Genomic DNA, 25,529 nt, shown 5'->3' on the forward strand with positions numbered 1-25,529 from the left:
AGAAGGCTGTCAGGGAGGCGAACTGGAATGCTCGCGTGTGTAACCTGTTCTACTCCCGCAACGCAAAACGCCGGGTATTGCCCGGCGTCTGCGTCGCGGGTGCGGGCTTTGCACGCGTCCTGGTTTTGCGGAGCCTGGCCTTAATTGGCCTTGTGGATCGCCCGCTTGCTCACCGCCATCGCCGCGTCGTGGATTGCTTCGGATAGGGTGGGGTGGGCATGGCAGATGCGTGCCAGATCGTCCGCCGAGCCGTTGAATTCCATGGTCAGCACGCCTTCGTGGACCAGTTCGGAGACGCCGACGCCGACCAGATGCATGCCCAGGACACGGTCCGTCTCGGCATGGGCGATGACCTTGACGAAACCCGCCGGCTCTCCCATCGCCACCGCGCGGCCGATCGCCGCGAACGGGAAACTGCCAGCCTTGTAGGGAACGCCCTCGGCCTGCAACTCTTGCTCGTTCTTGCCGACCCAGGCGATTTCCGGCTCGGTGTAGATCACCCAGGGGATCGTATCGAAGTTGACGTGGCCGGGTAGGCCGGCGATCAGTTCGGCGACCGCGATGCCTTCCTCGAAGCCCTTATGTGCCAGCATCGGCCCGCGCACGCAGTCGCCGATTGCCCACACGCCGTCCACGCCGGTATGGCAGTGCGCATCCACTTCGATCTGACCGCGCGCGTTGAGCTTGACGCCAGTTCCTTCTGCCACCAGGTTGTGGGTGGCCGCGCGGCGGCCGACGGCCACCAGCAGCTTGTCCACGGTCAGGCTCTGTTCTCCTGCGGCATCGGTGTAGGTGACCAGCACTTCCCTTTTTTTGCCCTTGCCGACGATCTCGGTCTTGGAGACCTTGGCGCCGAGTTTGATGTCCAGGCCCTGCTTCTTGAATTCCTTGGCCGCGGTTTTGGCCACTTCGGCATCGACGGCGGCCAGGAACGCCGGCATCGCTTCCAGGATGGTGACCTCGGCGCCTAGCCGCTTCCACACGCTGCCAAGTTCCAGGCCAATCACGCCGGCGCCGATCACCGCCAGACGCTTGGGAACTTCGGTGAAGTCCAGCGCGCCGACATTGTCGACGATGCTGTCGCCATCGAACTTGGCGAACGGCAGTTCGATCGAATCCGAACCGGCGGCCAGGATCACGTTGCTGCCCTTGAGCGCGATCTCTTGGCCGTCATGTTGCTTGACCTTGACGATGTTGCCCGCCTGTAACTGCGCGAAGCCGTAGAACGCGGTGACCTTGTTCGCCTTGAACAACATGGCGATGCCGCCGGTGAACTGTTTGACGATCTTGTCCTTGCGGCCGACCATCGCTTCGACGTCGATCTTGGCGTCCTTGAAGCTGATGCCGTGTTCGCCGAACAGGTGGCCCATGTTCCAGAACTGGCGCGAGGAATCCAGAAGCGCCTTGGACGGGATGCAGCCCACCCGCAAGCAGGTGCCGCCGAGGGCCGGCTTGCCGTCCTTGCCCAGCGCCGCGTCGATGCAGGCGGTCTTCAAGCCCAACTGGGCGGCGCGGATGGCCGCGTGATAACCGGCAGGACCGGCACCGATGACGACGACGTCGAAATGTTGTTCAGACATGTTGCGCGAGTCCTGTGTTGTACGCGAGTCGGGAGTCGGAGGCGGCAACACGCCGGCGCACTGCCGACGTGTTGCCTCTCTTTGTGTGTTTGGCTAGCCGAGTCCCGCGTCCCGGCGACTGGACCTTATAGGCCGAACAGCATCCGGCCAGGGTTTTCCAGCTGATTCTTGATGTCTACCAGGAACTGCACCGAATCCTTGCCGTCGATGATGCGGTGGTCGTAGGACAGTGCCAGATACATCATTGGCGCGATCACGACCTGACCGTTCTCGGCGATCGGACGCTCCTTGATCGCGTGCATGCCCAGGATCGCGCTCTGTGGCGGATTGATGATCGGGGTCGACAGCAGCGAGCCGAAGGTGCCGCCGTTGGTCACGGTGAAGGTGCCGCCCTGTAGTTCTTCCAGGCTCAGCTTGCCGTCGCGCGCTTTCTTGGCGTAATCGGCGATGCCCTGTTCGATGTCGGCAAAGGACAGGCGCTCGACATTGCGCAGCACCGGTGTCACCAGCCCCTTGTCGGTGGACACGGCAATGGAGATGTCGCTGTAACCGTGATAGATGATGTCCTCGCCATCGATCGAGGCGTTGACCAGCGGGAAGCGCTGCAGCGCGTTGGCTGCGGCCTTGACGAAGAAGCTCATGAAGCCGAGCTTGATGCCGTGGACCTTCTGGAACTCGTCCTGCAGTTCCTTGCGCGCGGCCGAAACCTTGGCCAGGTTGACCTCGTTGAAGGTGGTCAGCATCGCGGTCGAGTTCTTCGACTGCATCAGGCGCTCGGCGATGCGTTTACGCACGCGGGTCATCGGCACGCGCTCTTCCGGACGCGCGCCGGATGCTTTGCCGGCACCACCGTTCTTTGCGTAATTGAGGATATCTTCCTTGGTCACTGCGCCACGGCGGCCGGTGCCTTCGACCTGTGCCGGATCCACGCCCTCGGTGATCGCGCTGAAGCGCGCACCCGGCGGCAGGCTGGACACGTCGCCGGAGGCTTTCGGTGCTTCCACCTTGGCTGCCTTGGGTGTTTCCGCGGCGGCGGCTTTGGGCGCACTCGGCGTCGGTGCGGCGGCATCCTTGGCTGCGGCCGGGGCCGCAGCGGCGCTCGCGCCTTCCTCGATGATCGCCAAGACCTGCGAACTGGTCACGCTGGCGCCAGTTTCGAACTTGATTTCCTTCAACACGCCATCGACGGGCGAGGGCACTTCCAGCACGACCTTGTCGGTTTCCAGGTCCACCAGATTCTCGTCGCGCTTGACCGCGTCGCCGGCTTTTTTGTGCCAGCTGGCGATGGTGGCATCGGATACGGATTCGGGCAGTACCGGAACTTTGACTTCGGTGGCCATTGCAGGAGGGTCCTAGTGGTGTCTTTTTGGAAGTGTGGAAGGAGTTTTATTCAGCGACTTGGTCGTTGAACGGATTCAATAGCGCATCGGCGACCAGCTTCAGTTGCTCTTCCAGATGCTCGGCGAGATGGCCGGCCGCGGGAGACGGCGAACGCGGTCGACCGGCATAGTGCAGGCTCTGCCCGTCGGCCAGACAGGCTTGCAGATGGTGCTTGATCTGGTACCAGGCACCTTGGTTCTGGGGTTCTTCCTGGCACCAGACCAGGTCGGTGGCATTGCCGTAACGCTTCAACTCGGCGGCCAGCAGTGCGCGCGGGAACGGATACAACTGCTCCACGCGCAGGATGGCGACATCCTCCTGGCCGCGCTTGAGTTGATCCTCGAGCAGGTCGTAATACACCTTGCCCGAGCAGGCGATGACCCGCTTGACCTTTTTCGGCTCGGCCTTGGAGTCGGGGATCAAATGCTGGAACTCGCCGTCGGCCAGTTCCTTCAGACTCGATACCGCCAGCTTGTGGCGCAACAGCGACTTGGGCGTCATCACCACCAGCGGCTTGCGCGTGGACATGCGCATCTGCCGACGGATCATATGGAATGCCTGCGCCGGGGTGGTGGGCACGCAGACCAGCATGTTTTCCAGGGCACACAGTTGCAGGAAGCGCTCCAGGCGCGCGGAGCTATGCTCCGGACCCTGGCCTTCGTACCCGTGCGGCAGGAACAGCGACAGGCCGGCGATGCGTCCCCACTTGGCTTCGCCGGCGGCGATGAACTGGTCGATCACCACCTGCGCGCCGTTGGCGAAGTCGCCGAACTGTGCTTCCCAGATGCACAGGGTATTGGGGTCGGTGGTCGAATAGCCGTACTCGAAGCCCATCACCGCTTCCTCGCTGAGCAGCGAGTCGATCACGGTGGCGTCTTCCGGGTTCTGCACCAACTGACGCAGCGGCAGGTAATAACTGTCGTTCTTCTGGTCGTGCAGGATCGCGTGACGGTGGAAGAACGTGCCGCGGCCGGCGTCCTGGCCGACCAGGCGCAGTTTATGACCCTCGTTGAGCAGTGTGGCGTAGGCCAGGTTCTCGGCGAAGCCCCAATCGCCTGGCAGTTCGCCAGCGGCCATCTTCACCCGGTCTTCGTAGATCTTGGCCACACGCGGATGCAGTTCCACGCTTTCGGGGATGGTGGTGATGATCTTGGCCAACTGGTCCAGCGTCTTGCGCTTGACCGTGGTGTTCACCTTGTCCGAGAGCTTGCCGGACAGGTACTTGGACCAATCGATGGCAAATTCGTCCTGCTTGCGAGGCGCCAGTTCGGTGGTGTACTCGCCCGAATCGAGCTTGTTGCGGTACGCGTCGACCAGCGCCTGACCTTCGCCGGGCTGGAGTACGCCTTCGCTTTCCAATTGTGCGGCGTACAGTTCGCGGGTGGTCTTGTGCTTGCGGATGGTCTGGTACATCACCGGCTGGGTCGCCGCCGGTTCGTCGGCCTCGTTGTGGCCCCAGCGGCGGTAGCAAACCAGGTCGATGACCACGTCCTTGTTGAATTTTTGCCGGAAGTCGTAGGCGATATTGGCCACGAACGCGACCGCGTCCGGATCGTCGCCATTCACGTGGAACACTGGCGCACCGATCATCTTCGCCACGTCGGTGCAGTAAAGCGTGGAACGCGCATCGTCGCGGGCGCTGGTGGTGAAGCCGATCTGGTTGTTGATCACGATGTGCACGGTGCCGCCGACTGCGAAGCCGCGTGCCTGGGACATCTGGAACAACTCCATCACCACGCCCTGGCCGGCGAACGCGGCATCACCGTGGATGATCACCGGCAGCACCGACTTGCGCGCGGCATCGCCGTAGCGCTCCTGACGCGAACGCACGCTGCCGACCACCACCGGGTCGACGATTTCCAGATGCGAGGGGTTGAATGCCAGCGCCAGATGCACCGACGCACCATTAGCCACCGCCACGTCGGCGGAGAACCCCATGTGGTACTTCACGTCGCCGGTGTGGGCGCGGTCGTCGTGGGCGTGCTCGAACTTGCCTTCGAACTCGTCGAACAGTTTGCGTGGGTTTTTGCCAAGGGTATTGACCAGCACGTTCAAGCGACCACGGTGGGCCATGCCGATTACGATGTCTTTGACCGCGTCGCTGCCACCGCGCTGCACCAGCACGTCCATCAGCGGGATCAGCGCGTCGCCGCCTTCCAGCGAGAAGCGTTTCTGGCCGACGTACTTGGTGTGCAGGTAGCGCTCCAGGCCTTCGGCGGCGGTGATCCGCTCCAGGATGCGGCGACGGCTGGCGACGTCGGAGGTGATCTGACCACCGACGTTCTCCAGGCGTTGGTAGATCCACTGGCGCTGTTCGAATTCGGAGATATGCATGAATTCGCTGCCGATCGACCCCGTGTAGGTCGCCTTCAGCCGTACCAGCAGATCGCGCAGTTTCATCCGCGGCTGCCCGCCCAGGCCACCGGTGCTGAACTCGCTGCCCAAGTCGCTTTCAGACAGGCTGTGGAACGGCAGGCTCAGATCTGGCGGATTGATTGGCGGGGTCAGGCCCAGTGGGTCCAGGCGCGCGCCAAGGTGGCCGCGCGAACGGTAGGCGGTAATCAGGCGACCAACATGGCGCTCGCGCTCGTCGCCGCTCGGGCCTGTGCCGCTGTTGCCGGCCTGGCGTGCCGCGCTGGCGATGTGGGCGATGACCGCAGAATGGGGGACGTCACCGGCATCGCGGCCTTGGAAGCCGTCGAAGTAGGTTTTCCATTTGGGATCGATGCTGTCGGGAGAGACCAGGTACTGCTCGTACAGGTCTTCGATATAGGCGGCATTGCCGGCGGCGAGTTGCGATGACTGCGCAAACTGCTTGAGTAGATTGTCCACGATGGTGGGGTCAGCTCGTTTTTGATGGGTAGGCTTGCTAGGAGCGGCGGACACGAGGCCGCGCACGCGGGCGTAATCAAACGTAAAAATTATACTCTCATGAACCACCCAGGGTGTGCATTGGCTGGCCTTCGGTCGAATGCCGGTTCATGCGTGGCCCCTTTCGGGGGGCGCTGCGTGGGTCTTACCAGCCCAACGCACGTAGTTCGGTGCAGACCCGTGCACGCTCCCAGACTGGGGCGAACGTGCTGCGTAGCTGACGTGCGCGACCATCGCCGAGTAGGTCGGCCTCCCCCTCGTAGCGGTGACCGAGCGGACGAAAGTAATAGCCGCTCGCCTCGTTGACGAGGTAGGCGGTGGCGTCGTTGCGGTCCACTAGGTCGGTCACCGCGCGGAACTGGAACACGCTTGGGAGTCGCTGCGCCATCGCGACCAGTGGCGCGCCGGCGCGTTGTATTGCGGCCGCATCGTGCAGGAGCACGCACACCTGCTTGGCATGTGGCGCGACGGCGAAACGGCGCAGTTGCGCCAGTACTTGGGGGCTGTCCAGCAGGCCAGGATCCAGCGCGCGACTGTGGATCAGCACGTGCCGCCGGGCCTGCGCCAGGATTCCGATGCAAGCCGCGACGGCGGCGGCGGCGTCTTCCACCTTGCTGACGCCTAGCCGCCAGCGCAGCCGCTGGCCGCTGCCGTGGTCGTGATCGGCCAACGGCTGCGGCAGGAAGCCGTGGCGCGCATAGAAGGCTAGCGCCGTCGGCGGGGCCAGCAGGTCTAGTTGCGGCCATTGGCGGCGTTGCGCTTCCAGCAGCAGTGCCTGTAGGAGCGCGCGACCGACGCCGCGGCCACGCCAGGCCGGCAGTACGGCCATCGCACCGATGCGTCGATCGGCACCGAGCCGCGCACTGCCGACCGGCTGGCCGTCGTCGCTGCGTGCCATCAGGTGGTAGCCCAGCGCATCGGCTGCGGCATCCGACGGGTCCTCGGCGCATCCTGCTTGGGCACGCAGCGTGCATAGTTCCGCGCCCTGCCGGGCGGGATCGAGGATATCCAGGCGGAAAGCAGAGGTGGGCATCGGGGGATCAGTCCTCGCTGTCCAGTGGCTGGTAGAAACCGCTCTGGATCAGTTGCAGCAGCGTCTGCCGACCGGTCGCCGACAACGCCGCGTAATCGGTCGCGTCCAGGTGTTCGGCCGCCGCCAGGCGCTTGGCGTCCTGGATCGGCAGCGCGAATTCCATCCCGTTGCAGAACAGCATGGCGCCGCGGCTGGCCCGTCGCCAGGCCAGCCGGGCCCACGGATGCCGCTGCAGGACCAGGCCCTGCGCGAGCGCCGCGGCAGTTTCTTCGACCGGCGGCAGGTTACTCGGCGGCAGGATTTCGCCGCCGGCACGGTAGGTGGTGATGAAGCGACCGAACCAGGCGCCGAGGCGGTCCGGATCGTTCATCCGCAGTGCGTTCAACGCCTCGACCACCCGACCCATCGCCGCCGCGTCGATCTCGTGGGGATCGGTTGGCGCCAGCAGGTCCTCGTCGTGGTAGCGCAGCGCCTCGTCGGCACCGTCGATCAGGGTGTCCAGATAATCGGCGATCAGTTCGGCCGAGGACGGGGCGCGCATGCCTACCGAGAACGTCAGGCAGGCCTCCTCGGCGACGCCATGGTGCGGCACCATCGGCGGCAAGTACAGCATGTCGCCCGGTTCCAGCACCCAGTCGTGGGTCGGGGCAAACTGGCGTAACAGTTTCAGTTCCACGTCTTCGCGGAACTCGGTGGGCGGCGGTGGGCGCCCCATCGAGGCGCTGGCGTCGATCTGCCAGCGGCGCCGGCCATGCGCCTGCAGCAGGAAGACGTCGTAGTGGTCCACATGGGCGCCGACCGAACCGCCGCGCGCGGCGAAGCTGACCATCACGTCGTCCACGCGCCAGCGCGGCAGGAAACGGAACTGCCCGAGCAGGGCGCGGATATCCGGGTCCCATTTATCCACATCCTGTACCAGTAGGGTCCAGTCGTGATCGGGCATGCCGGGAAACTCGTGTTCCTGGAACGGTCCGTTGCGCACGCTCCAGCGGTCGGTTGCGCGGTCGTGTATCACCAAGCGCGATAGTGCGGCTTCCTCGCAAGCCAGCCCGGCTAGGTCGTCTGGCTCGATTGGTGAGACGAAGTCGGGGAAGGCATTGCGGATCAGCAGCGGACGCTTTTGCCAGTAGTCGCGCAGGAAGCTCGCGGTGGACATGCCCAGGGGGTACTGCCGGGTGGCAGAGAGTTCAATCGGGGGCGCGGTGGTTTTTTTCATGGTGGCATTCGGCAGGGGCAAGCCGGCGACGGTGCCGACGATGACGCCATTGTCGCCCAGGCCGTGTGCCCCGCGTTGCGTGCGAACGGTTGTGTAGAGAGGTCGTTGGGCGGATAGGTCGAGGCCATCGGCAACCTCTGTGTCTGATGGGCTCTGTGACCTCATTGGCCGGGAATGCGCTTGTCCTTGCCGTCATCTTCGATCTGGGCAGTGCCGCTGTGTTCGACGATGGCGTTGCTGTTGCCATGCAATACGATTTTGCCGATCTCGGTTGCATGCAATGGGTTCTCGTTGCCGGATACCTCCAGCGTGGCGATGCGGTGCATCCTGCTCAGATCGTGCGCGCCAGGCGTTCGGCCAGGCCGACGTATGCGGCCGGCGTCAGCGCGCGCAGGCGCTGCTTGGCGTCCTCGGGCAGGTCCAGGGTCTGGACGAAGGCTTGCATCGAGTCGGCGGTGATGCCCTGGCCACGGGTCAGGGCCTTCAATTGTTCGTAAGGGTTGGGTAGGCCGTGGCGACGCATGACGGTTTGCACCGCTTCGGCCAGCACTTCCCAGGCGCTATCGAGGTCGTCATGCAGGCGTTGCGGATTCACTGTCAGCTTGCTCAGGCCCTTGGTCAGCGAATCCAGGGCCACCTGGGTATGGCCGAAGGCGGTGCCGAGTGCGCGCAGCACGGTGGAGTCGGTCAGATCGCGCTGCCAGCGGCTGATCGGCAGCTTGCCCGAGAAATGCTCAAACAAGGCGTTGGCGATGCCAAAGTTGCCTTCCGCGTTTTCGAAATCGATCGGATTGACCTTGTGCGGCATGGTCGAGGAGCCGACTTCGCCTTCTTTCAGTTTCTGCTTGAAATAGCCCAGCGAAATGTAGCCCCAGATGTCGCGGGCCAGGTCGATCAGCACGGTGTTGGCGCGGCGGGCGGCATCGCCTAGTTCGGCGACATTGTCGTGCGGCTCGATCTGCGTGGTATAGGGGTTGAACACCAGGCCGAGGCTCTCGACGAAGCGTTGAGCGAAGTCCGGCCAGTTCACATCCGGGTAGCTGACCATGTGCGCGTTGTAGTTGCCGACCGCACCGTTGATCTTGCCGGTCAGTTCCACCGCGGCGATCTGCCGGCGCTGGCGTTCCAGGCGCGCGACGACATTGGCCACTTCCTTGCCCAGTGTGGTGGGCGAGGCAGTTTGGCCGTGGGTGCGCGAGAGCATCGGCTGCGCGGCCTGGGCATGGGCCAGTGCGCGCAGCGAGGCGATCACCTCATCCAGGACAGGCAGTAACACGTCGCGTCGGGCTTGCTCGAGCATCAACCCGTAGCTGAGGTTGTTGATGTCCTCGCTGGTGCAGGCGAAGTGGACGAATTCCAGCGCCGGGCCGAGTTCGGCGTCGTCTTTGAGTTGCTCCTTGATGAAGTATTCCACCGCCTTGACGTCGTGGTTGGTGGTGCGCTCGATCTGCTTGACCCGCGTGGCGTGTTCGACGCTGAAGCGCTCGGCCAGAGCGCGCAGGCGCTGCGTGGCGGCCGGGGAGAACGCGGGCAGTTCGACCACGCCCGGTTCGGCACCCAACGCCAGTAGCCATTCGATTTCTACCTTCACCCGTGCCTTGATCAGGCCGTATTCGGAGAAAATCGGCCGCAGGGCATCGACCTTGCCGGCATAGCGGCCATCGAGCGGTGACAAGGCGAGCAGGGCGGAATCGGACATGGCTGGGGCGGCGGCGGGAGGGGTCGTCATTCTACGTCGGTCCGGCGTCAGTGGACTTGGCCTGCCGCTTCCGGTAGCTCCAGTGCCTGGCTCATCAGGGGCAGTTCGTGGTCGGGGGCACCGCCGCCAGCCTGCTGGCGGCCGACAATCAGCTTCAGTTCCTCGCGCGAGTAGCGGTGCGAGGCGTGTTCGATCTCGCCCCAGTCCAGCGCCTTTGCAGAGGCAGGCTGTGGCGACGCGACGCCAGGAGTATCGTGTGTGGGTGCCAGCAGGGGATCAGGTTCCCCGGCGCCAGTCGCGTATTTCGTTACATCTCATTACCGAATCCGGAGATTGCGCATGAGCGAGAAGTATCGCGTCGAACACGACAGCATGGGCGAACTGCAAGTGCCCATCGATGCGCTGTGGGGGGCGCAGACCCAGCGTGCGGTGCAGAATTTTCCGATTTCCGGCCGACCGATGCCACGCGGCTTCATTCGCGCGCTGGGATTGATCAAGGCTGCCGCAGCTGGTGTCAATGCAGAATTGGAATCGCTGCCCAAGGCCGTGGCCAAGGCGATCCAGGCTGCTGCGCTGGAAGTGGCCGACGGCCGCCACGATGCGCAGTTCCCGGTCGATATCTACCAGACCGGCTCGGGTACCTCGTCGAACATGAACGCCAACGAGGTCATCGCCACGCTGGCTTCGCGTGCGGCAAAGTCCGGCGCCAAGGCCACATCGGCGGTGCATCCCAATGACCACGTCAACCTCGGCCAGAGTTCCAACGACGTGGTGCCCACGGCGATTCGCGTGTCGGCGCTGCTGGCAGCGCAGGAGCAGTTGCTGCCGGCGCTCAAGTACTTGCGCAAGGTCATCGACAAGCGCGCCAGGCAGTTGGAGCGCGTGGTCAAGACCGGGCGCACGCACCTGATGGATGCGATGCCGCTGACATTCGGCCAGGAATTCGGCGCCTGGTCGGCGCAATTGGCCTCGGCGCAGGAGCGGGTGAGCGATAGCCTTAAGCGGCTGCGTCGGTTGCCGCTGGGCGGCACCGCGATCGGCACCGGCATCAATGCCGATCCGCGCTTCGGCGGTAAGGTCGCCAAGGCGCTGTCGACGCTGACCGACTGCAAGTTCGAAAGCGCCGACAACAAGTTCGAAGGATTGGCCGCGCAGGACGATGCGGTGGAGTTGTCCGGCCAACTCAATGCGCTGGCGGTGGCGCTCATCAAGATCGCCAATGACCTGCGCTGGATGAATGCCGGGCCGCTGGCCGGTCTCGGCGAGATCGAGTTGCCGGCACTACAGCCGGGTAGTTCGATCATGCCCGGCAAGGTCAACCCGGTGATTCCCGAGGCCACGGTGATGGTGTGCGCGCAGGTCATCGGCCACCATACCGCGATTACTGTCGCCGGGCAGACCGGCAACTTCCAGTTGAACGTGACCTTGCCGCTGATCGCGGCGAATTTGTTGGAATCGATCCAGTTGTTGAGCAACGTGTCGCGGCGATTGGCCGACAGTGCCATCGCTGGCTTGCGCGTGCGCGAGGAGCGGGTGCGCGAGGCGCTGGAACGCAATCCGATCCTGGTCACTGCACTGAATCCGATCATCGGTTACGAGAAGGCGGCTGCAATTGCCAAGCGCGCCTACAAGGAAAACCGTCCGGTGCTGGACGTGGCTGCCGAGGACAGCGGCCTGAGCAAGGATGCACTGCGCCGTTTGCTGGATCCCGCAGCACTGACCGAAGGTGGGATTCATGCTGGTGCGAGCGGGGGCGGTTGAGTCGCGTGTGCGTTGGAGAGCGATGCTGGTTGGTGTCGCCGGATTCAGTGCCGCTCGGCCTGCAGGTTGTCGAAGCTCTCGCGATACGCCTGCAGTGGCGGGATATCGTGCAATAGCGCCTTCTGCAACGCGTGGATTTCCGGTGTGGACGGGAAGCCTACCGAGCGCATGTTCGGGTCCGCCGGTGCGGTTTCCAGGCTGTGCTGGCGTTGCATCTGCAATTGCATGAACAACTGTTGCAACTGAACGCGTTGTGCCTCGGGCAATGGCAGTTGGATGTCGTCGATGCGCAAGCTGCCATCGGGGCCGATGCTGGCATTGGCGGCTGGTGCACGGCGCAGCATCACGGTCATGCTGTCCACCGCCACGCGCGGCTTGTTGCGTTCGGCACGCGCGGATGCCGCGTCGCCACCGTGCCCGCCGCAGGCGGCCAGCAGCAGACATAGCGAAAACAGGGCAAGCCAGGCGAGCAGTGTTTTTTTCTTCATCGTTCGGCGATGGCGCAGGAAAGTTCCTGCTATTTTAGAGCGCGTTAAGCGAGATACGTTAGTCGTCAGCGGTGTGTAGAGGATTTTGCTTTGCTGCCAACAAGGCAAACCGGGGGCTGGCATCTTGGCGCTGATGGTCAATACGCTGCCGATTACCTGTCCGAATCCTTGCAGTGCTGAATCTCGCTGTGTTGCAAATGTGCGTAGGGACGGAGCGTCGGCAGCTTTTGTACGAGTAAGTTCTGCACCGTTTGCAGTGCCGCGATCTGACCGCAGATGTGCATGGCTGCCTGTTTCACCTGTTCGGCCTGGGCTTCGATGTTCTCGCCGATGTGGCCAGTATTGCCGGTGAAGACACTGGATAGCGCCTCGCCAGTGGCCTTGATTCCCAGTGCCGCGCCTTGCTTGCCGACCTCCATGCCCTGTTTGCCGAGCGTTTCGAGTTGCCCTCGATACGCCATCAGCAGCGCGCGCTGCTCGGCGTTGAGCGCGACGTGTTTGCCGTCGATCGACAAGCTGCCGTCGTGGCCGATGATGGCCGGTGGTTGGCCTGCGGCATTGAGGATGATGTCGCCGTTCAAGACCGTCGTGCTATGCACGTCATGGTGATTTGCGTAGGTATTGTCGGCCGTGGTCGAAGGATGGCAGGCAGCCAGAGTCAGTAAGCACGCCAGCACAATGCCGGCCATGGGCAGTGAGGAGCAATGCTGCATCGGAATGTTTTCGTATGGCATAGAGCAGTGGTGTATGGGGCTGCCAGGTTAACGTGGTTTGGGCAAGTGGACGTTGCCGCGCACCCCGCGCTGGTGGATGTCGCCGCTGCCGGTTCGTTGCACGCTCAGGTTGCCGCCGATGTTGTCCAAGCCCAGGTTGCCGGAGCCGATGCTATGGAGCGCGACATTGCCGGTGACATCATTCAACCGCACGTTGCCGGAGCCGACGCTGTCGATCTGCACATTGCCATGTACGTTGTGTACGCTCAGGTCGCCCGGGCCGACGTTGCCGACCTTGACGTCGCCGCCGACCTGGGTGACCGTGCCGTCGCCCGAGCCGAGCGTTGGCATGGTCAGGCTGCCGATGCCGTGCAATTCCACCTCTCCCGATCCCACAGTGACGGTGACTGGGCCATTGATGGCGGACGCATGCAGGTCGCCGGAGCCGACCCTGGCTTCGAGTGATGCGACGCTGCCGATGTCGGCATTGCCAGAACCCAGGCGCAACTGCACTTGCAGGTTGGCAGGAACGTTACCGGCCATGTTCAGATAGGCATAGTGGTTGCCCTGGTTGATGCCGTGAATCGTGCCTTCCTGTCGTAGGGTCACCACCAGCGTATCGCCATCGCGCCGCTGGTGTACGGTGAGTTCCTTCAGCATGTCCGCATCGGAGGCGCAGGCGCTGCCGCGCAATTCGGAGATGCCGTTGCCGTTGCCGTTGCCGGTCAGTTTGATGGTGTTTTGTTGTACGTCCAATAGCACCGACTTGATGCCATCCAGTTTTAGTTTTAGTTCGCGCGGTTCGGAATACTTACACTCGTCGGCCATGGCCACGGCAGGCACAAGCAGCGCGCACAGGACGAAGGTCTTGCGCATGGTGGAAATCCTTGCTGATCAAAAAGGAGAAACGGGGCAGAGCAACAGGTCAGGCTTCGTCGCGCCAGCGACGCAGGTAGATCGCGGCACCGATGAAGGCGACGCCGATCGCTGCACCGATCCAGATATCGGGTTGCTGGAAGATGCGCCAGGCACCGCTGAGCTGGATCGTGTTGGCCAGGTCCTGCGCACTGTCGATCTGTGTCGGTGGCGCGCTTTTGCTCAGCACCGGCAGCCAGGTACCGGGCATCACGCTCAGCAGGCCGCGGTAGAGCACCGTGTACCAGATCAAGTTGTCGTTCAAATGCAGCATCGGCAGGATGTTCATCATGCTGGTGGTAACGCAGCCGAGGATCGGGATCAGCACTGCCCACAGGAACGGCTTGGAGCGTGCCCAGGCCGAGCAGAACATCAGCCAGCCGATTGTCGGCAGCGACCACATCGCGTAGATCGGCAGGTTGGACAGCACGCCGGCGATGATGTGCAGCGGATGCGAATGGGTGAAGACCGCGCCGCTTTGTTGGACGCCGTTGAACGACAGGGTCAAGGCGGTGACTAGCCACAGCGCTATGCCGACCAGCAGGCCGATTCCCAGCGCCAGGATCGGCGCCAGCAGCAGTGCCCATGCGGCCTTGGACAGTACCGTACTCAGATCCGACACCGGCAGTGATTTCCAAAACAGCACGCTACGGTCGCGGCGATCGTCGTACAGTGCGCCCAGCGCGTAGAAGAACACCACGAAGGCCATTACGATACAGGCCAGCAGCACGCCGGCCAGCATGGTGCCGTCGCCAATCGTGCCGATGATTTCGTGGGCCCTTTCCGGAGTATCTCCCAAATGGATGTCGTTGCTGTCGCCACTATGGCCTGCCACGCTGCCGATCATTGTCAGCAGCGCGTACAGTACGGCCACGATGCCGCCGGTGATGACCGGCGCCCATAGAAAACCGCCGCGATGTTCCCAAAACTCGCGCTTGAGCAGCCACTTGAACGTGGACATGGACGTGATGGTCTTGGCGGGAGTATTCATGCGTAGGTGCCCTTCATGATGGCGACGAACAGATCGGCCAGGCCGGGGTTGCGGGTTTCGCCGAGTGTGGCGAGGTCTGCCTGCGCCACGCTGTCGTAGAGAAAGACCGATTTGCCGAATGGCAGACTGCGCTCGTCGATGGGGCGCAGTGCGCGCGCTTCCTCGCTGCGTTCGGCAGGTACCAGCAGTTCGGTGTAGCGTGTGGCAATGTCTTCTATATCGGCGCTGAGCACGATGCGACCGTCGCGGATGAACAGCACGTCGGTGAGGATGTGTTCGACCTCTTCCACCTGATGGGTGGTGATGACGATGGTCTTTTGCGCGTCGAAGTAGTCCTCCAGCAGGCGCTGGTAGAACTCTTTGCGGTACAAAACGTCCAGCCCCAGGGTCGGTTCGTCTAGCACCAGCAAGCGCGCGTCGATAGACATCACCAGCGCCAGGTGCAATTGCACGATCATGCCCTTGGACATTTCGCGCACGCGCAGTTTGGGCGAGAGCTTGGTGTTGGCGAGGAAACGCTCGCATTTGGCACGGTCGAAGCGTGGATGCACGCCAGCGACGAAGTCGATCGCCTCGCGCACCCGCATCCAGCGTGGCAGTACCGCGACGTCGGCGATGAAGCACACTTGGTTCATCAACGCGTCGCGCTGCTTGCGCGGGTCCAGGCCGAGCACGCGCAGTTCGCCTTCCACTGCGGTCAGGCCGAGCATTGCCTTCAACGCGGTGGTCTTGCCCGCGCCGTTGGGACCGATCAGGCCAACGATACGCCCGGGCTGGATGACGAAAGATGTCTCGGCCAGTGCTGGCTCGTTATTGTAGGTCTTGCGCAATCCTTGCGCGAAGACAACGGATTCGGAGGCGGGGACAGCGGCGGTCATGGTGTTCTCTCCTTTGACAACAGGTCTTCTAACGTAAGGCCAAGACGCTGGATGCGTTCCAGTATCAAGGGCCAATCTTCAGTGAGAAAGCGTTCGCGTTCGCTGCCGCGCAGTTTCTGCGCCGCTTCCTCGGTCATGAACATGCCCAGTCCGCGGCGTTTTTCGACCAGGCCTTCGTCGGCCAATTCCTGGTAGGCCCGCGAGACAGTGATCGGGTTGAGTTTGTACTCGGCGGCGACCTGGCGCACCGAGGGGAGCGCGTCACCGGGTTTGATGAGGCCGTCGAGCATCATTGCGATCACCTTATCTTTCAGTTGCCGGTAGATGGGAGCGCCGTCGCTCCAATGAATGTCGCTCATGCTCAGCTCCGTGGGTGCAATACGCGTGCGAAGGAGAAGTAAGGCATCGACAGCGAGGTGCGCAGCTGTCTGGTCGTTGGTGGGGTGACGGGTGTTGCATCGTCGGCTTTGCCGGTGCGAAGGGGGCTGCCGCCATCAGCTCGCATCCGTCCCAGGCTGTACAGGGCGCCGATCCCGCCAGTCAGGAGCAGGGCGCCGACGATCAGTGCGGCTGGGACGTGGTGCCGGAGGCGTTCGTGGCGCATCGCTTCTGTACTTGTTTATTGGTGTTGTACTTAACTATATCACTATTTCGTAACGTGTCAACCCACCGCATCCCAACCTTCGGTATGGTCGCAGGTGTCTTCATACTCCATGGTGTCCGATGAAACCTCCCAAGCATTTGTTTTTCCTAGCGATCCTGGCTGCTGTCGGTGCCGTCGGCAGCGCCTGGGCGGCCTCTTTGCTGGATGTGGATTACCGCCCGCTGGCCGGCAAGGACGCGATCAATCTGAACAAAACCTATGGCGGCAAGGTGTTGTTGGTGGTCAATACCGCGAGCAAATGCGGCTATACCCCGCAGTACGAAGGCCTGGAGAAGTTGCAGCAGCGCTATGCGGCGCAGGGTTTCAGCGTGCTGGGTTTCCCGTCCAACGACTTCATGGGGCAGGAGCCGGGATCGGAAAAGCAGATTCAGGAGTTCTGCACGCTGACGTATGGGGTCAAGTTCCCGATGTTCGAGAAGGTGCATGTGGTCGGCAACGAGGCAACTACGTTGTACCGGCAATTGACCCAGGCCACCGGCGTGGCGCCTGGCTGGAACTTCCATAAATATTTGATCGCCCGCGATGGTCGCGTGGTGGCGCAGTTCCCGAGCAAGGTCACGCCGGACGATCCGGCATTGCGCAGCGCCATCGAACGCGAACTGAAAGTGCAGTCCGGTTCACATTGAATGCAAAGCAACATCTCTGCCGTGCGTGCGACAATGCGGCCCCTGCGCCATCCCGGCGCGTGCAATTCACTTCTAGGAAAGTAAGCGAATGAAGATGGCAATACGCGGCGCCGCGGCGTCACTGGTGATGGGGATGGTGGTGATGGTGGGCAATGCGTTCGCGGAGGGGCCGGCGGTCAATAAAGCGGCGGCACTGAGCAGTGAGAAACAGAAGGTCAGTTACGCGATCGGCATGGATGTCGCGCGTTCGTTCGAGCCGATTGCCCAGGATATCGATCTGAATGCGTTGCAGCGTGCGATCGAGAATGCGTTCAAGGGCGGCAAGCCGTTACTGTCCGACGAGCAGACCAAGGCGACCGACACGGCGCTGCGCACCCAGTTGGCTGCGCGTAGCGGTCAGCCAGCGCCGGGCGTGGCACCAGGCAGTCAACCGCCGCAGGTCTCCAAGGAAAATGTCGGGCTGATGCTGGGCGACCGTGCGGTCGGCCCATCGTTGGCGCGCATCCAGAAGGACATCGACCTGCCGACGCTGCTGGGTGCAGTGCGTACCGTGTTTGCCAAGGGCGAGACGGTCATGACCCAGGAGCAGGCAGCGGCCACCCTGCAGGCATTCGGCGCCTCCAAGCAGGCCGCGATGGCCACGGAGAACCGGGAAAAGGGCAATACCTTCCTGGCGCACAACAAGACCCAGAAAGGCGTGATCACCACGCCCTCGGGGCTGCAGTACATGGTGCTGCGTCAGGGCAGCGGCGAGCGGCCGATGCCGACCAGTAAAGTACGGGTGAACTACGAAGGCAAGCTGCTTGACGGCACTGTCTTCGATAGCTCCTACAAGAATGGTCAGCCGGCTGAGTTCATGCTCAACCAGGTGGTTCCGGGCTGGAGCGAGGGCGTCGCGCTGATGCCGGTCGGCTCAAAGTACCGCTTCTGGATTCCTTCCAACCTCGGCTACGGTGCCAAAGGGACGCCGGGTGGTCCGATCGGTCCGGATGCGACGTTGACTTTCGACGTTGAACTCTTGGGCATCCTTAAGTAACCGAAAGGACATCACGTGCGTGTTGCGATATTCGGCACCGGCTATGTCGGCCTCGTCACCGGAACGTGTCTGGCCGAGGTCGGCCACCATGTGATGTGCGTAGACATCGACCAAGCAAAGGTGGATGGGCTCAACAGGGGCGTGGTCCCGATCTACGAGCCTGGTCTCTCGCCGATGGTCAAGGCCAACCACGCGGCACGCAGACTGTCGTTCACCGTCGATGCGGCAAGCGCCATCGCGCATGGGGACATCGTGTTCATCGCCGTGGGCACGCCGCCGGACGAGGACGGGAGTGCCGATCTGCAGTACGTGCTGGCGGTGGCGCGTACCATCGGCCAGCACATCCAGGGGCCGACCATCGTGGTCAATAAATCCACGGTTCCGGTCGGCACCGCCGACAAGGTGCGCGCGGCCATTGCTGCGGAATTGCAGGCGCGAGGCGTGGCGGTCGAGTTCGACGTAGTGTCCAATCCAGAGTTCCTCAAGGAAGGCGACGCGGTCGCCGACTGCATGCGCCCGGACCGCATCGTGATCGGCAGTAGCAAGCCGACCTCGGCCACGCGCTTGCGCCGTCTATACGCTCCGTTCAACCGCAACCACGACCGTATCGTGGAGATGGACGTGCGCTCTGCCGAACTGACGAAGTACGCGGCCAATGCGATGCTGGCGACCAAGATTAGTTTCATGAACGAGATCGCCAACATCGCCGAGCGGGTCGGTGCCGACGTGGAGCGGGTACGTCAGGGCATCGGTTCGGATCCGCGCATCGGCTGGCACTTCATCTATCCGGGTGCCGGCTATGGTGGCTCGTGTTTTCCCAAGGACGTGCAGGCGCTGGCGCGCACCGCGCAGCAGCATGGTCACACGGCGAAACTGCTGGACGCGGTGGAAGCGGTCAACGAGGCCCAGAAGGGCCACTTGTATGCCTTGATCCAGCGCCATTACGGTGACGTGCAGGGCGTGGCCGGCAAGACCTTCGCGGTGTGGGGGCTGGCGTTCAAGCCCAATACCGACGATATGCGCGCAGCCTCCAGTCGTCGATTGCTGGCGCAGTTGTGGGACGCCGGTGCCAGCGTGCGCGCCTACGATCCCGAGGCGACCGACGAGGCTAAGCGTATCTTCGGCGAGCGTGCCGATCTGACCTTCTGCCGCGATGCTTTCCAGGCCTTGGAAGGTGCCGACGCGCTGGTGGTGGTCACCGAATGGAAGCAGTTCCGCAGTCCCGATTTCATACGGATGAGGGAATTGATCGCCGACGCAGTGGTGTTCGATGGCCGTAATCTCTACGATCCGCAGGAAATGGAAAGTTTCGGCTTGGCTTATTACGGTATTGGCCGTGGACGTTCGATTCATGCAGCATGATGTCTCTGCACAGGATAGGCTGTTGGAAAACCGCCTGATCGAATTGGAGACGCGCCTATCCTTCCAGGAACAGGCGTTATCCGAGTTGAGCGATGCGTTGGCCGATGCGCGTGCCGAAAGCCAGCGTAACGCGGCGTTGTTGCGTCACCTGCTTGAGGATCTGGGCAAGGTGCGCAGCACGCTATACGCCGATTCCTCCGACGAACCGCCACCGCCGCATTACTGATCCCCCGAATCGATCCGATCCCGTCCCGATGAGCGATACCCTACGCGACCAGTTGCTGGGCCTGGGCTTCAAGCCCGCGCCGAAACCCGAACGTCAGACTTCGTCTGGCGCACCGCCGTCGTCACGGGGGCGGCCGGGACAGCGCCCGGTACCGACGGGAGGGCGCGGCGAACGTGCTTCAGGCGCGGCGCCCGCCACCGGCAAGCCCGGCGGTAAGCAGGGGCGGCCTCATGCTGGCAGCAAGGTGCAGGCGGCCGGCCAGCCGACGCGTCGTCGCGAGGACATCGATCTTGCCAAGGCCTATGCGATTCGCGCCCAGCGCGAGAAAGACGAACGTATCGAGGCGGAGCGACTTAAGCAGGAAGAAGCACGACTGCGTCGCGAGGCCCGGGCCAAGCTGGACGAGCTGCTCAAGGGGCAGGCCCTGAACCAGGCCGAGGCCGATATCGCACGGCATTTCCCATATGGCGGCAAGATCAAGCGCATCTACGTCACTGCCGATCAGCTCAAGGCACTCAACGCCGGTGAGTTGGGCGTGCTGCAGCAGAATGGCCGCTATCTGTTGGTGACTGCGGCATTGTTGGATCAGGCTGAGGCGATCTTCCCGGCGGCGGTGGCACTGCGTGTGGACCCGAATGCAGCGGCCGAGGAAGACCCTTATGCCGATCCGAAGTATCAGATCCCCGACGATCTGGTCTGGTGACCTCGGCGTTTCCTGGCATGCGATGCGCGGACGCAGAACGCTTAGTTCAGTTGTCGTGCTGCACTTGCAAGGTGGAGATTGCTCAGGCCCCGGATGCGGCCTATGCCGCGATAACCGCATGACCTGAGCAACAACTGGTGGTCATTACATTGCCGATCAGTGCTTGCCGACGGCCTTATCGAAGCGTGCATTGACCTGATTCCAGTTGACCACCGACCACCAGGAACTGATGTAATCGGCGCGCTTGTTCTGGTATTTCAGGTAGTAAGCGTGTTCCCATACATCTAACGCCAGCAGCGGTGTGCCGCGCTCGGCGACCACGTCCATCAGTGGATTGTCCTGGTTGGCCGTGGTAGTGATGGCGAGCGAACCATCCGCTTTGAGGATCAGCCACACCCAGCCAGAGCCGAATACTTTCTTAGCCGCTTCGGTGAACTTAGCCTGGAAGGCCGCTTCGGAGCCGAATGTCTGTACGAGCTTGGCCTTGAGTTTGGGCGAGGGGCTGCCGCCTTTGCCGACCGGCGCCATCACTGTCCAGAACAGGCCGTGGTTGTAGTCACCGCCGGCATTGTTGCGCACTGCCGTGTCGTAACGCGAGATGTGCGCCTGGATATCTTCGAGCGAGGTCGTGGCCAGGTCCGGATAGTCTTTCACCTTTTCATTGAGATTGTCCACGTAAGCCTTGTGATGGCGGTCGTGGTGGATTTCCATCGTCCGCGCATCGATGGCTGGCTCCAGGGCCGCGTTCGCATACGGCAATGGTGGAAGCGAGAACGGCGCTTTGTCGGTGTCTGCGGCGGATGCAAGGTTGGCCGTTGCCAACAGCGCGGTCATGCATAGGGTTTTCAGGGTGAAGCGTTTCATCGGTTGATCTCTCCATCGGATGGGGGCGCGCTCCCGTGGTGCACACGGTCTGGCGCTGTCATGCGTATCGCCGCAATAGTGTGCGTGAGCAGGTTCTGCGTCGGTAGACGATTCAGTCTATCGGTAATCCGTAGGGAACACTGCGTCGGCGGGTATCAGAGTACGACAGAGCGAAGATCCCGACCACGCAGGATACGGTTCGGCCGGGACGGTCACGGCGTAGCGTTGTGACATCGATACGATTGTGGCGACCTGCCGCGTACCGTGTCGACGCCTCATTGTCACCAGACCAGGGATCGACGTGTTGTCGGCAGATTGGTGGAGACCAGGTCAGTGGAGTGGGCTGTGGCCTTGCAGCACTCAATGCAACCAGATATCCGCCAGCAGCTTCACGTTCAACACCACAATCAGCCCGGCGATGGCCCAGGACAACCAGCCCAGCCAGCGCCGCACCACCAACGAACCCATTTTGCGTTTGTCGGTGACGAAGCGCACCAGCGGAATGACCGCGAACGGCAGTTGCATCGACAGCAATACCTGACTCAGTACCAGCAGCTTGGCGGTGCCCTGTTCGCCATACAGCCAGGTGACCACGATCACCGGGACGATCGCCAGGCCACGGGTCAGCAGGCGCCGTGCCCAAGCCGGTAGGCGCAGGTGCAGGAAGCCTTCCATGACGATCTGTCCGGCTAGCGTGGCAGTCACGGTGGAGTTGATGCCCGAAGCCAGCAGCGCCACTGCGAACAGTGTTGAGGCCAGACCGACGCCGAGCATCGGCGCCAGCAGTTGATGGGCTTGTTCGATTTCTTCGACGTCGGTGCGGCCATGCGCATGGAACACGGCGGCGGCCAGGATCAGGATCGCGGCGTTGACGAACAAGGCTAGGCTCAGCGCGATGGTGCTGTCGGTCAGCGCCCAGCGCAGAGCGGAACGGCGGCCCTGGTCGCTGCGCTCGTAAGCGCGGGTTTGCACGATCGATGAGTGCAGGTATAGGTTGTGCGGCATCACCGTCGCGCCGATGATGCCGATGGCCAGATACAGGGCGGCCGGGTCGGTGACCACTTGCGGGTGTGGGATGAAGCCGGCCAGCACCTCGCGTAGTGGCGGCGCGGCCAGTGCGATCTGCGCGATGAAGCAGACGAAGATCACCACCAGCAAGGCGATCACGAAGGCCTCCAGAGCGCGGAAGCCGCGGCGCATCAAATGCAGCACCAGCAGCGCGTCGATGGCGGTGATGATCGCACCGGCAGTGAGCGGGATGCCGAACAGCAGCTTCAGCGCGATCGCGGTGCCGATCACTTCGGCCAGGTCGCAGGCGACGATGGCCGCTTCGCAAGCCAGCCACAACAGGATATTCACCGGTCTGGAGTAGTGCGCGCGGCAGGCCTGTGCTAGATCGTGGCCGGTGGCGATGCCGAGGCGCGCTGCCAATCCTTGCAGCACGATCGCCATCAAGTTGGAGAGCAGGATCACCGAGAGCAGCAAGTAGCCGAAGTGCGAGCCGCCTGCGATGTCGGTCGCCCAGTTGCCCGGGTCCATGTAGCCGACGGAGACCATGTAGCCCGGTCCCAAGAAGGCCAGGAAACGCCGCCATCCGCGTCCGCTCCCAGGCACGGGGACGCTGGCATGCAGGTGGCCCAGCGTGGGACGCGCATCGCCGCTTGTCGCGGGCAATGTGCTGGCGGAGGTGGGTAGGGGCAGAGGGTCGGCCATGGCAACGGGCAGCGGCGGCGGAGTGCGAGGTATTATATAGCAAATGCTATATGCTTTAGCATTGACAATTAAAATCACTGCGATCACTGCGATCACTGCGATCACTGCGATTTCGGCCAGAATAGACAGGCGGCTGGCATGCGCTGGCACCGGACAAGGGCGTTGCGATGCAGAAAAGCGGGAAGTCGATGGTGCCGGCGGCGGCGCTGCTCGACGCCGAAGTGCAGGTCGAAAGCTTCCGCCAGGTGCGCGAGGCGCACCGCCTGGAGCTGATCGAGGACTATGTGGAACTGATTTCCGACCTGCTCGCCGATGGTGGCGAAGCGCGGCAGGTGGATATCGCCGCGCGTCTGGGCGTGGCCCAGCCGACGGTGGCCAAGATGCTCAAGCGCCTGGTCAAGGGCGGCTGGGTGGTGCAACGGCCCTACCGGGGGGTGTTCCTGACCGCCGAGGGCGAAGCGCTGGCCGCAGCCAGCCGGCAGCGGCATCAGACGGTGGAGCAGTTTCTGCTGGCGCTGGGCATCGATGCGGATACGGCGCGCCGCGATGCAGAAGGTATCGAACATCACGTCAGCGAGGCGACGTTGGCGGTGTTCGCCGAGTTCGTGCGCAGCCACGGCATGTTGCGATGAGCGACGGCGAGCAGGCGCGCGACGAACGCTGGATGCGCCACGCACTGGCGCTTGCCGAGCGCGCAGAGCGCGAATTCGATGAGATTCCGGTCGGTGCGGTGTTGGTGTCGGCCGAGGACGCGGTGCTGGGCGAGGGCTGGAATCTCAACATTGCCGAGCACGATCCCAGCGCGCATGCGGAAATTGTGGCGTTGCGACAGGCTGGCCGCCGGCTGGGCAACCATCGTTTGCCTGGTAGCACGCTCTATGTGACCCTGGAGCCGTGTGCCATGTGTGCGATGGCGCTTGTGCACGCACGCGTGGCGGAATTGGTCTACGCCGCTGCCGACCCGAAGACCGGTGCCTGCGGCAGCGTGTTCGATCTGCTGGGCGATCCGCGCCACAACCACCGTGTACAGGTCCGCGGTGGCGTGCTGGCGGCGGCGGCCAGCGTGCGGCTGACGAATTACTTCCGCGCCAAACGCGGCAAGCCGCTCGTCGGCGATTGAGTCTGCGCGCCCCTGCCAGTGTCGCAAGTCACGCGGTATCATGAGAGAACGATACGCACACTCTCGCGCCGGCAGCTCCGTTGCGAACGATAGGATGGTGATATGGCCGAAAACCAAGCGGCGAATGATCGACTGATCTGGATCGATCTGGAAATGACCGGTTTGGATACCGAACGCGACTCGATCATCGAGATCGCCACGGTGGTCACGGATGCGCAACTCAACGTGTTGGCGGAAGGGCCGGAGTTCGCCATCGCGCATCCGTTGCAGACGCTGGAAGCGATGGACGAGTGGAACCGCAATCAGCACCGTCAATCCGGGCTGTGGCAGCGCGTGCTCGACAGTCAGGTCGGTCTGGCCCAAGCCGAGGCGCAGACGATGGCGTTCCTGACACAGTGGTGCAAGCCTGGCGCTTCGCCGATGTGCGGCAACTCGATCTGCCAGGATCGGCGCTTCCTGCACCGGCAGATGCCACGGCTGGAGCGTTTCTTCCACTATCGCAATCTGGACGTGTCCACACTGAAGGAACTGGCGCGGCGCTGGGCGCCGACGGTGTCCACCGGGCTTGTCAAGACCTCCTCGCATACCGCGCTCAGCGACGTGCACGACTCCATCGCCGAACTGCGCTACTACCGGCCGTTCATGGGGGCGTTGGGCGGGCAGGGCGTCGGCTAAGGCAGGCTTCGTATCAGTTGGTCCGCGTTATCTGCGCGCATTTGTCGTTTCTGCGTTGAGGTCAGCGCGTCCGTGGCGGCTCTGGCGTGCTCTCGCCGTTATCGGTGAGGCTCTTACGTAACAGATCGGCGATCAGAGTCCCGTCGACGGCGTGGTGATACACGTGCAGGTCGCGCTGTGGGTAGGGAATGCTGAGACCGTTCTCCAGCAATTGATTGCGGATCTGCTCCAGGGTGGTGCTCTTGGCGGTGCCGAAGTCGCTGTTCTTGGCATAAGCGAACAGCGTCAGGTCGACGGTGCTTTCGCCGAGCTTGGCGACCTGTACGAACGGCGCGGGCGTTTTCAGTAGAGCGGGGTTGTCCTCGGCGATCTGTAGAAGCAGGTCTTGCGCTTTCTTGAGGTCGTCGTCATAACCGACGCCGACGGTGATCTCCAGGCGCCGATTGGGCAGGGTGCTGTAGTTGACGATCGGCGCGGTGGTGATCGTGCTGTTGGGCAGGGTGACCATGCGCTCGTCGAACGTGCGCAGGCGGGTCTGGAAGATCCGGATCTCCTCGACCACGCCTTCTTGGCCGGCCACCACGACATGATCGCCGTCGCGCATCGGCCGTAGGACGATCAGCATCACGCCCGAGGCGATGTTGGACAGCGAATCCTTCAGTGCCAGGCCGACGCCGAGTCCGGCGGCGCCGAGTACCGTGAACAACGACGTCGGCGGTACCCCAATTTTCTGTAGTGCGGTCACCAGCACCAGTACCAGCATCAAGGCATAGGCGAGGTTGCGTAGAAATTTGCTGAGCGTGCTTTCCACCCCTGCGCGTAGCAGCGCATGTTGTAGCCACAGGCTCAGGCGCTTGGCGATCCATATCCCCGCGACCAGGATGACCAACGCCACTCCCAAGTCGAGCCCATATCGAGCCCAATCCAGCTGTGTCCAATCGAACGTGCGCGTCGTTGGTGCGACCGAAGAAGCGCCCGTGGCCGCTGCCCACGCCATCACCCATGTGCCTGCCAT

The 25,529-nt window shown here is 63.0% G+C and carries 25 protein-coding genes and 1 pseudogene; 9 read left to right on the forward strand and 17 right to left on the reverse strand.

From position 1 onward, the window contains the following. Positions 1 to 140: 140 nt before the first annotated feature. From lpdA to XalbCFBP2523_RS17000, 8 genes and pseudogenes are all read right to left on the reverse strand, one after another. Positions 141 to 1,580 (reverse strand): dihydrolipoyl dehydrogenase, encoded by a 1,440-nt coding sequence (lpdA, locus tag XalbCFBP2523_RS02875; RefSeq protein ID WP_045765822.1) that lies wholly within the window; start codon positions 1,578 to 1,580, stop codon positions 141 to 143. 125 nt (positions 1,581 to 1,705) lie between these two features. Further along, positions 1,706 to 2,920: a dihydrolipoyllysine-residue succinyltransferase gene (gene sucB, locus XalbCFBP2523_RS02880; RefSeq protein WP_045765821.1), complete on the reverse strand. Its 1,215-nt coding sequence runs from the start codon at positions 2,918 to 2,920 to the stop codon at positions 1,706 to 1,708. Between the two features lie 46 nt (positions 2,921 to 2,966). Continuing rightward, positions 2,967 to 5,792, reverse strand: a complete 2,826-nt coding sequence (locus XalbCFBP2523_RS02885) for a 2-oxoglutarate dehydrogenase E1 component (RefSeq protein ID WP_045765820.1) — start codon at positions 5,790 to 5,792, stop codon at positions 2,967 to 2,969. Positions 5,793 to 5,976: 184 nt separating this feature from the next. Continuing rightward, entirely contained in the window at positions 5,977 to 6,864 is an 888-nt protein-coding gene (locus tag XalbCFBP2523_RS02890; protein WP_045765819.1) for a GNAT family N-acetyltransferase, read from the reverse strand. Positions 6,865 to 6,871: 7 nt separating this feature from the next. Continuing rightward, the gene (locus tag XalbCFBP2523_RS02895) at positions 6,872 to 8,080 is read right to left on the reverse strand and encodes a ribosomal protein uL16 3-hydroxylase (protein ID WP_045766726.1); all 1,209 of its coding nucleotides are present in this window, start codon (positions 8,078 to 8,080) and stop codon (positions 6,872 to 6,874) included. A 161-nt stretch (positions 8,081 to 8,241) separates the two neighbouring features. Continuing rightward, positions 8,242 to 8,406 carry a DUF3060 domain-containing protein gene (locus XalbCFBP2523_RS02900; RefSeq protein WP_080928104.1) on the reverse strand — a complete coding sequence of 55 codons (165 nt, stop codon included), beginning with the start codon at positions 8,404 to 8,406 and terminating at the stop codon, positions 8,242 to 8,244. A 5-nt stretch (positions 8,407 to 8,411) separates the two neighbouring features. Then, complete coding sequence (gene purB / locus XalbCFBP2523_RS02905) at positions 8,412 to 9,779, reverse strand: adenylosuccinate lyase (protein WP_045765818.1); 1,368 nt, start codon at positions 9,777 to 9,779, stop codon at positions 8,412 to 8,414. 68 nt (positions 9,780 to 9,847) lie between these two features. After that, positions 9,848 to 9,994 (reverse strand): annotated as a pseudogene (locus tag XalbCFBP2523_RS17000) (HlyC/CorC family transporter); the annotation flags it as partial. 124 nt (positions 9,995 to 10,118) lie between these two features. Between XalbCFBP2523_RS17000 and XalbCFBP2523_RS02915 the strand changes: the two are divergent. Then, entirely contained in the window at positions 10,119 to 11,540 is a 1,422-nt protein-coding gene (locus XalbCFBP2523_RS02915) for a class II fumarate hydratase (protein WP_045765817.1), read from the forward strand. Between the two features lie 44 nt (positions 11,541 to 11,584). On the opposite strand, the gene XalbCFBP2523_RS02920 is transcribed toward XalbCFBP2523_RS02915, so the two are convergent. The 6 genes from XalbCFBP2523_RS02920 to XalbCFBP2523_RS02945 form a co-directional block, all read right to left on the reverse strand. After that, entirely contained in the window at positions 11,585 to 12,028 is a 444-nt protein-coding gene (locus XalbCFBP2523_RS02920; RefSeq protein WP_045765816.1) for a hypothetical protein, read from the reverse strand. A 152-nt stretch (positions 12,029 to 12,180) separates the two neighbouring features. Continuing rightward, positions 12,181 to 12,762: a DUF2884 family protein gene (locus XalbCFBP2523_RS02925; RefSeq protein WP_249027708.1), complete on the reverse strand. Its 582-nt coding sequence runs from the start codon at positions 12,760 to 12,762 to the stop codon at positions 12,181 to 12,183. Positions 12,763 to 12,789: 27 nt separating this feature from the next. After that, complete coding sequence (locus XalbCFBP2523_RS02930) at positions 12,790 to 13,617, reverse strand: DUF4097 family beta strand repeat-containing protein (RefSeq protein WP_045764493.1); 828 nt, start codon at positions 13,615 to 13,617, stop codon at positions 12,790 to 12,792. Positions 13,618 to 13,666: 49 nt separating this feature from the next. Beyond that, a complete protein-coding gene (locus tag XalbCFBP2523_RS02935) occupies positions 13,667 to 14,647 on the reverse strand; it encodes a hypothetical protein (protein ID WP_045760725.1) in 981 nt (326 codons plus the stop codon). Then, complete coding sequence (locus tag XalbCFBP2523_RS02940) at positions 14,644 to 15,525, reverse strand: ABC transporter ATP-binding protein (protein WP_045765814.1); 882 nt, start codon at positions 15,523 to 15,525, stop codon at positions 14,644 to 14,646. The genes XalbCFBP2523_RS02935 and XalbCFBP2523_RS02940 overlap by 4 nt, the downstream gene beginning before the upstream one ends. Beyond that, positions 15,522 to 15,884, reverse strand: a complete 363-nt coding sequence (locus tag XalbCFBP2523_RS02945) for a GntR family transcriptional regulator (RefSeq protein WP_012916156.1) — start codon at positions 15,882 to 15,884, stop codon at positions 15,522 to 15,524. The genes XalbCFBP2523_RS02940 and XalbCFBP2523_RS02945 overlap by 4 nt, the downstream gene beginning before the upstream one ends. 364 nt (positions 15,885 to 16,248) lie before the next feature. On the opposite strand from XalbCFBP2523_RS02945, the gene XalbCFBP2523_RS02950 reads away from it, so the two are divergent. From XalbCFBP2523_RS02950 to XalbCFBP2523_RS02970, 5 genes are all read left to right on the forward strand, one after another. Next, the gene (locus XalbCFBP2523_RS02950; RefSeq protein WP_045765812.1) at positions 16,249 to 16,815 is read left to right on the forward strand and encodes a glutathione peroxidase; all 567 of its coding nucleotides are present in this window, start codon (positions 16,249 to 16,251) and stop codon (positions 16,813 to 16,815) included. A gap of 88 nt (positions 16,816 to 16,903) precedes the next feature. Further along, a complete protein-coding gene (locus XalbCFBP2523_RS02955) occupies positions 16,904 to 17,851 on the forward strand; it encodes an FKBP-type peptidyl-prolyl cis-trans isomerase (RefSeq protein WP_045765811.1) in 948 nt (315 codons plus the stop codon). A gap of 15 nt (positions 17,852 to 17,866) precedes the next feature. Further along, positions 17,867 to 19,213, forward strand: a complete 1,347-nt coding sequence (locus XalbCFBP2523_RS02960) for a UDP-glucose dehydrogenase family protein (protein ID WP_045765810.1) — start codon at positions 17,867 to 17,869, stop codon at positions 19,211 to 19,213. Next, the gene (locus XalbCFBP2523_RS02965) at positions 19,203 to 19,439 is read left to right on the forward strand and encodes a SlyX family protein (RefSeq protein WP_045765809.1); all 237 of its coding nucleotides are present in this window, start codon (positions 19,203 to 19,205) and stop codon (positions 19,437 to 19,439) included. Before XalbCFBP2523_RS02960 ends, XalbCFBP2523_RS02965 begins: the two co-directional genes overlap by 11 nt. 28 nt (positions 19,440 to 19,467) lie before the next feature. Beyond that, positions 19,468 to 20,142 (forward strand): DUF2058 domain-containing protein, encoded by a 675-nt coding sequence (locus XalbCFBP2523_RS02970; protein ID WP_012916151.1) that lies wholly within the window; start codon positions 19,468 to 19,470, stop codon positions 20,140 to 20,142. A 156-nt stretch (positions 20,143 to 20,298) separates the two neighbouring features. On the opposite strand, the gene XalbCFBP2523_RS02975 is transcribed toward XalbCFBP2523_RS02970, so the two are convergent. Together XalbCFBP2523_RS02975 and XalbCFBP2523_RS02980 are read right to left on the reverse strand one after the other, a co-directional pair. Next, positions 20,299 to 21,006 carry a superoxide dismutase gene (locus XalbCFBP2523_RS02975; protein WP_045765808.1) on the reverse strand — a complete coding sequence of 236 codons (708 nt, stop codon included), beginning with the start codon at positions 21,004 to 21,006 and terminating at the stop codon, positions 20,299 to 20,301. A gap of 360 nt (positions 21,007 to 21,366) precedes the next feature. Next, complete coding sequence (locus XalbCFBP2523_RS02980; RefSeq protein ID WP_407071004.1) at positions 21,367 to 22,707, reverse strand: Nramp family divalent metal transporter; 1,341 nt, start codon at positions 22,705 to 22,707, stop codon at positions 21,367 to 21,369. 179 nt (positions 22,708 to 22,886) lie between these two features. Here XalbCFBP2523_RS02980 and mntR point away from each other — a divergent pair, with 179 nt between their 5' ends. The 3 genes from mntR (at position 22,887) to orn (ending at position 24,514) form a co-directional block, all read left to right on the forward strand. Further along, a complete protein-coding gene (mntR, locus tag XalbCFBP2523_RS02985; protein ID WP_045758058.1) occupies positions 22,887 to 23,351 on the forward strand; it encodes a manganese-binding transcriptional regulator MntR in 465 nt (154 codons plus the stop codon). Continuing rightward, complete coding sequence (tadA, locus tag XalbCFBP2523_RS02990; protein WP_045765807.1) at positions 23,348 to 23,839, forward strand: tRNA adenosine(34) deaminase TadA; 492 nt, start codon at positions 23,348 to 23,350, stop codon at positions 23,837 to 23,839. The genes mntR and tadA overlap by 4 nt, the downstream gene beginning before the upstream one ends. Positions 23,840 to 23,941: 102 nt before the next feature. Next, positions 23,942 to 24,514: an oligoribonuclease gene (orn, locus tag XalbCFBP2523_RS02995; protein ID WP_045758056.1), complete on the forward strand. Its 573-nt coding sequence runs from the start codon at positions 23,942 to 23,944 to the stop codon at positions 24,512 to 24,514. Between the two features lie 61 nt (positions 24,515 to 24,575). Here orn and XalbCFBP2523_RS03000 read toward each other — a convergent pair whose 3' ends face one another. Continuing rightward, positions 24,576 to 25,529: a mechanosensitive ion channel family protein gene (locus tag XalbCFBP2523_RS03000; protein WP_080928103.1), complete on the reverse strand. Its 954-nt coding sequence runs from the start codon at positions 25,527 to 25,529 to the stop codon at positions 24,576 to 24,578.

The organism is Xanthomonas albilineans, from assembly GCF_002939705.1.
In the GTDB taxonomy this organism is placed as follows: domain Bacteria; phylum Pseudomonadota; class Gammaproteobacteria; order Xanthomonadales; family Xanthomonadaceae; genus Xanthomonas_A; species Xanthomonas_A albilineans.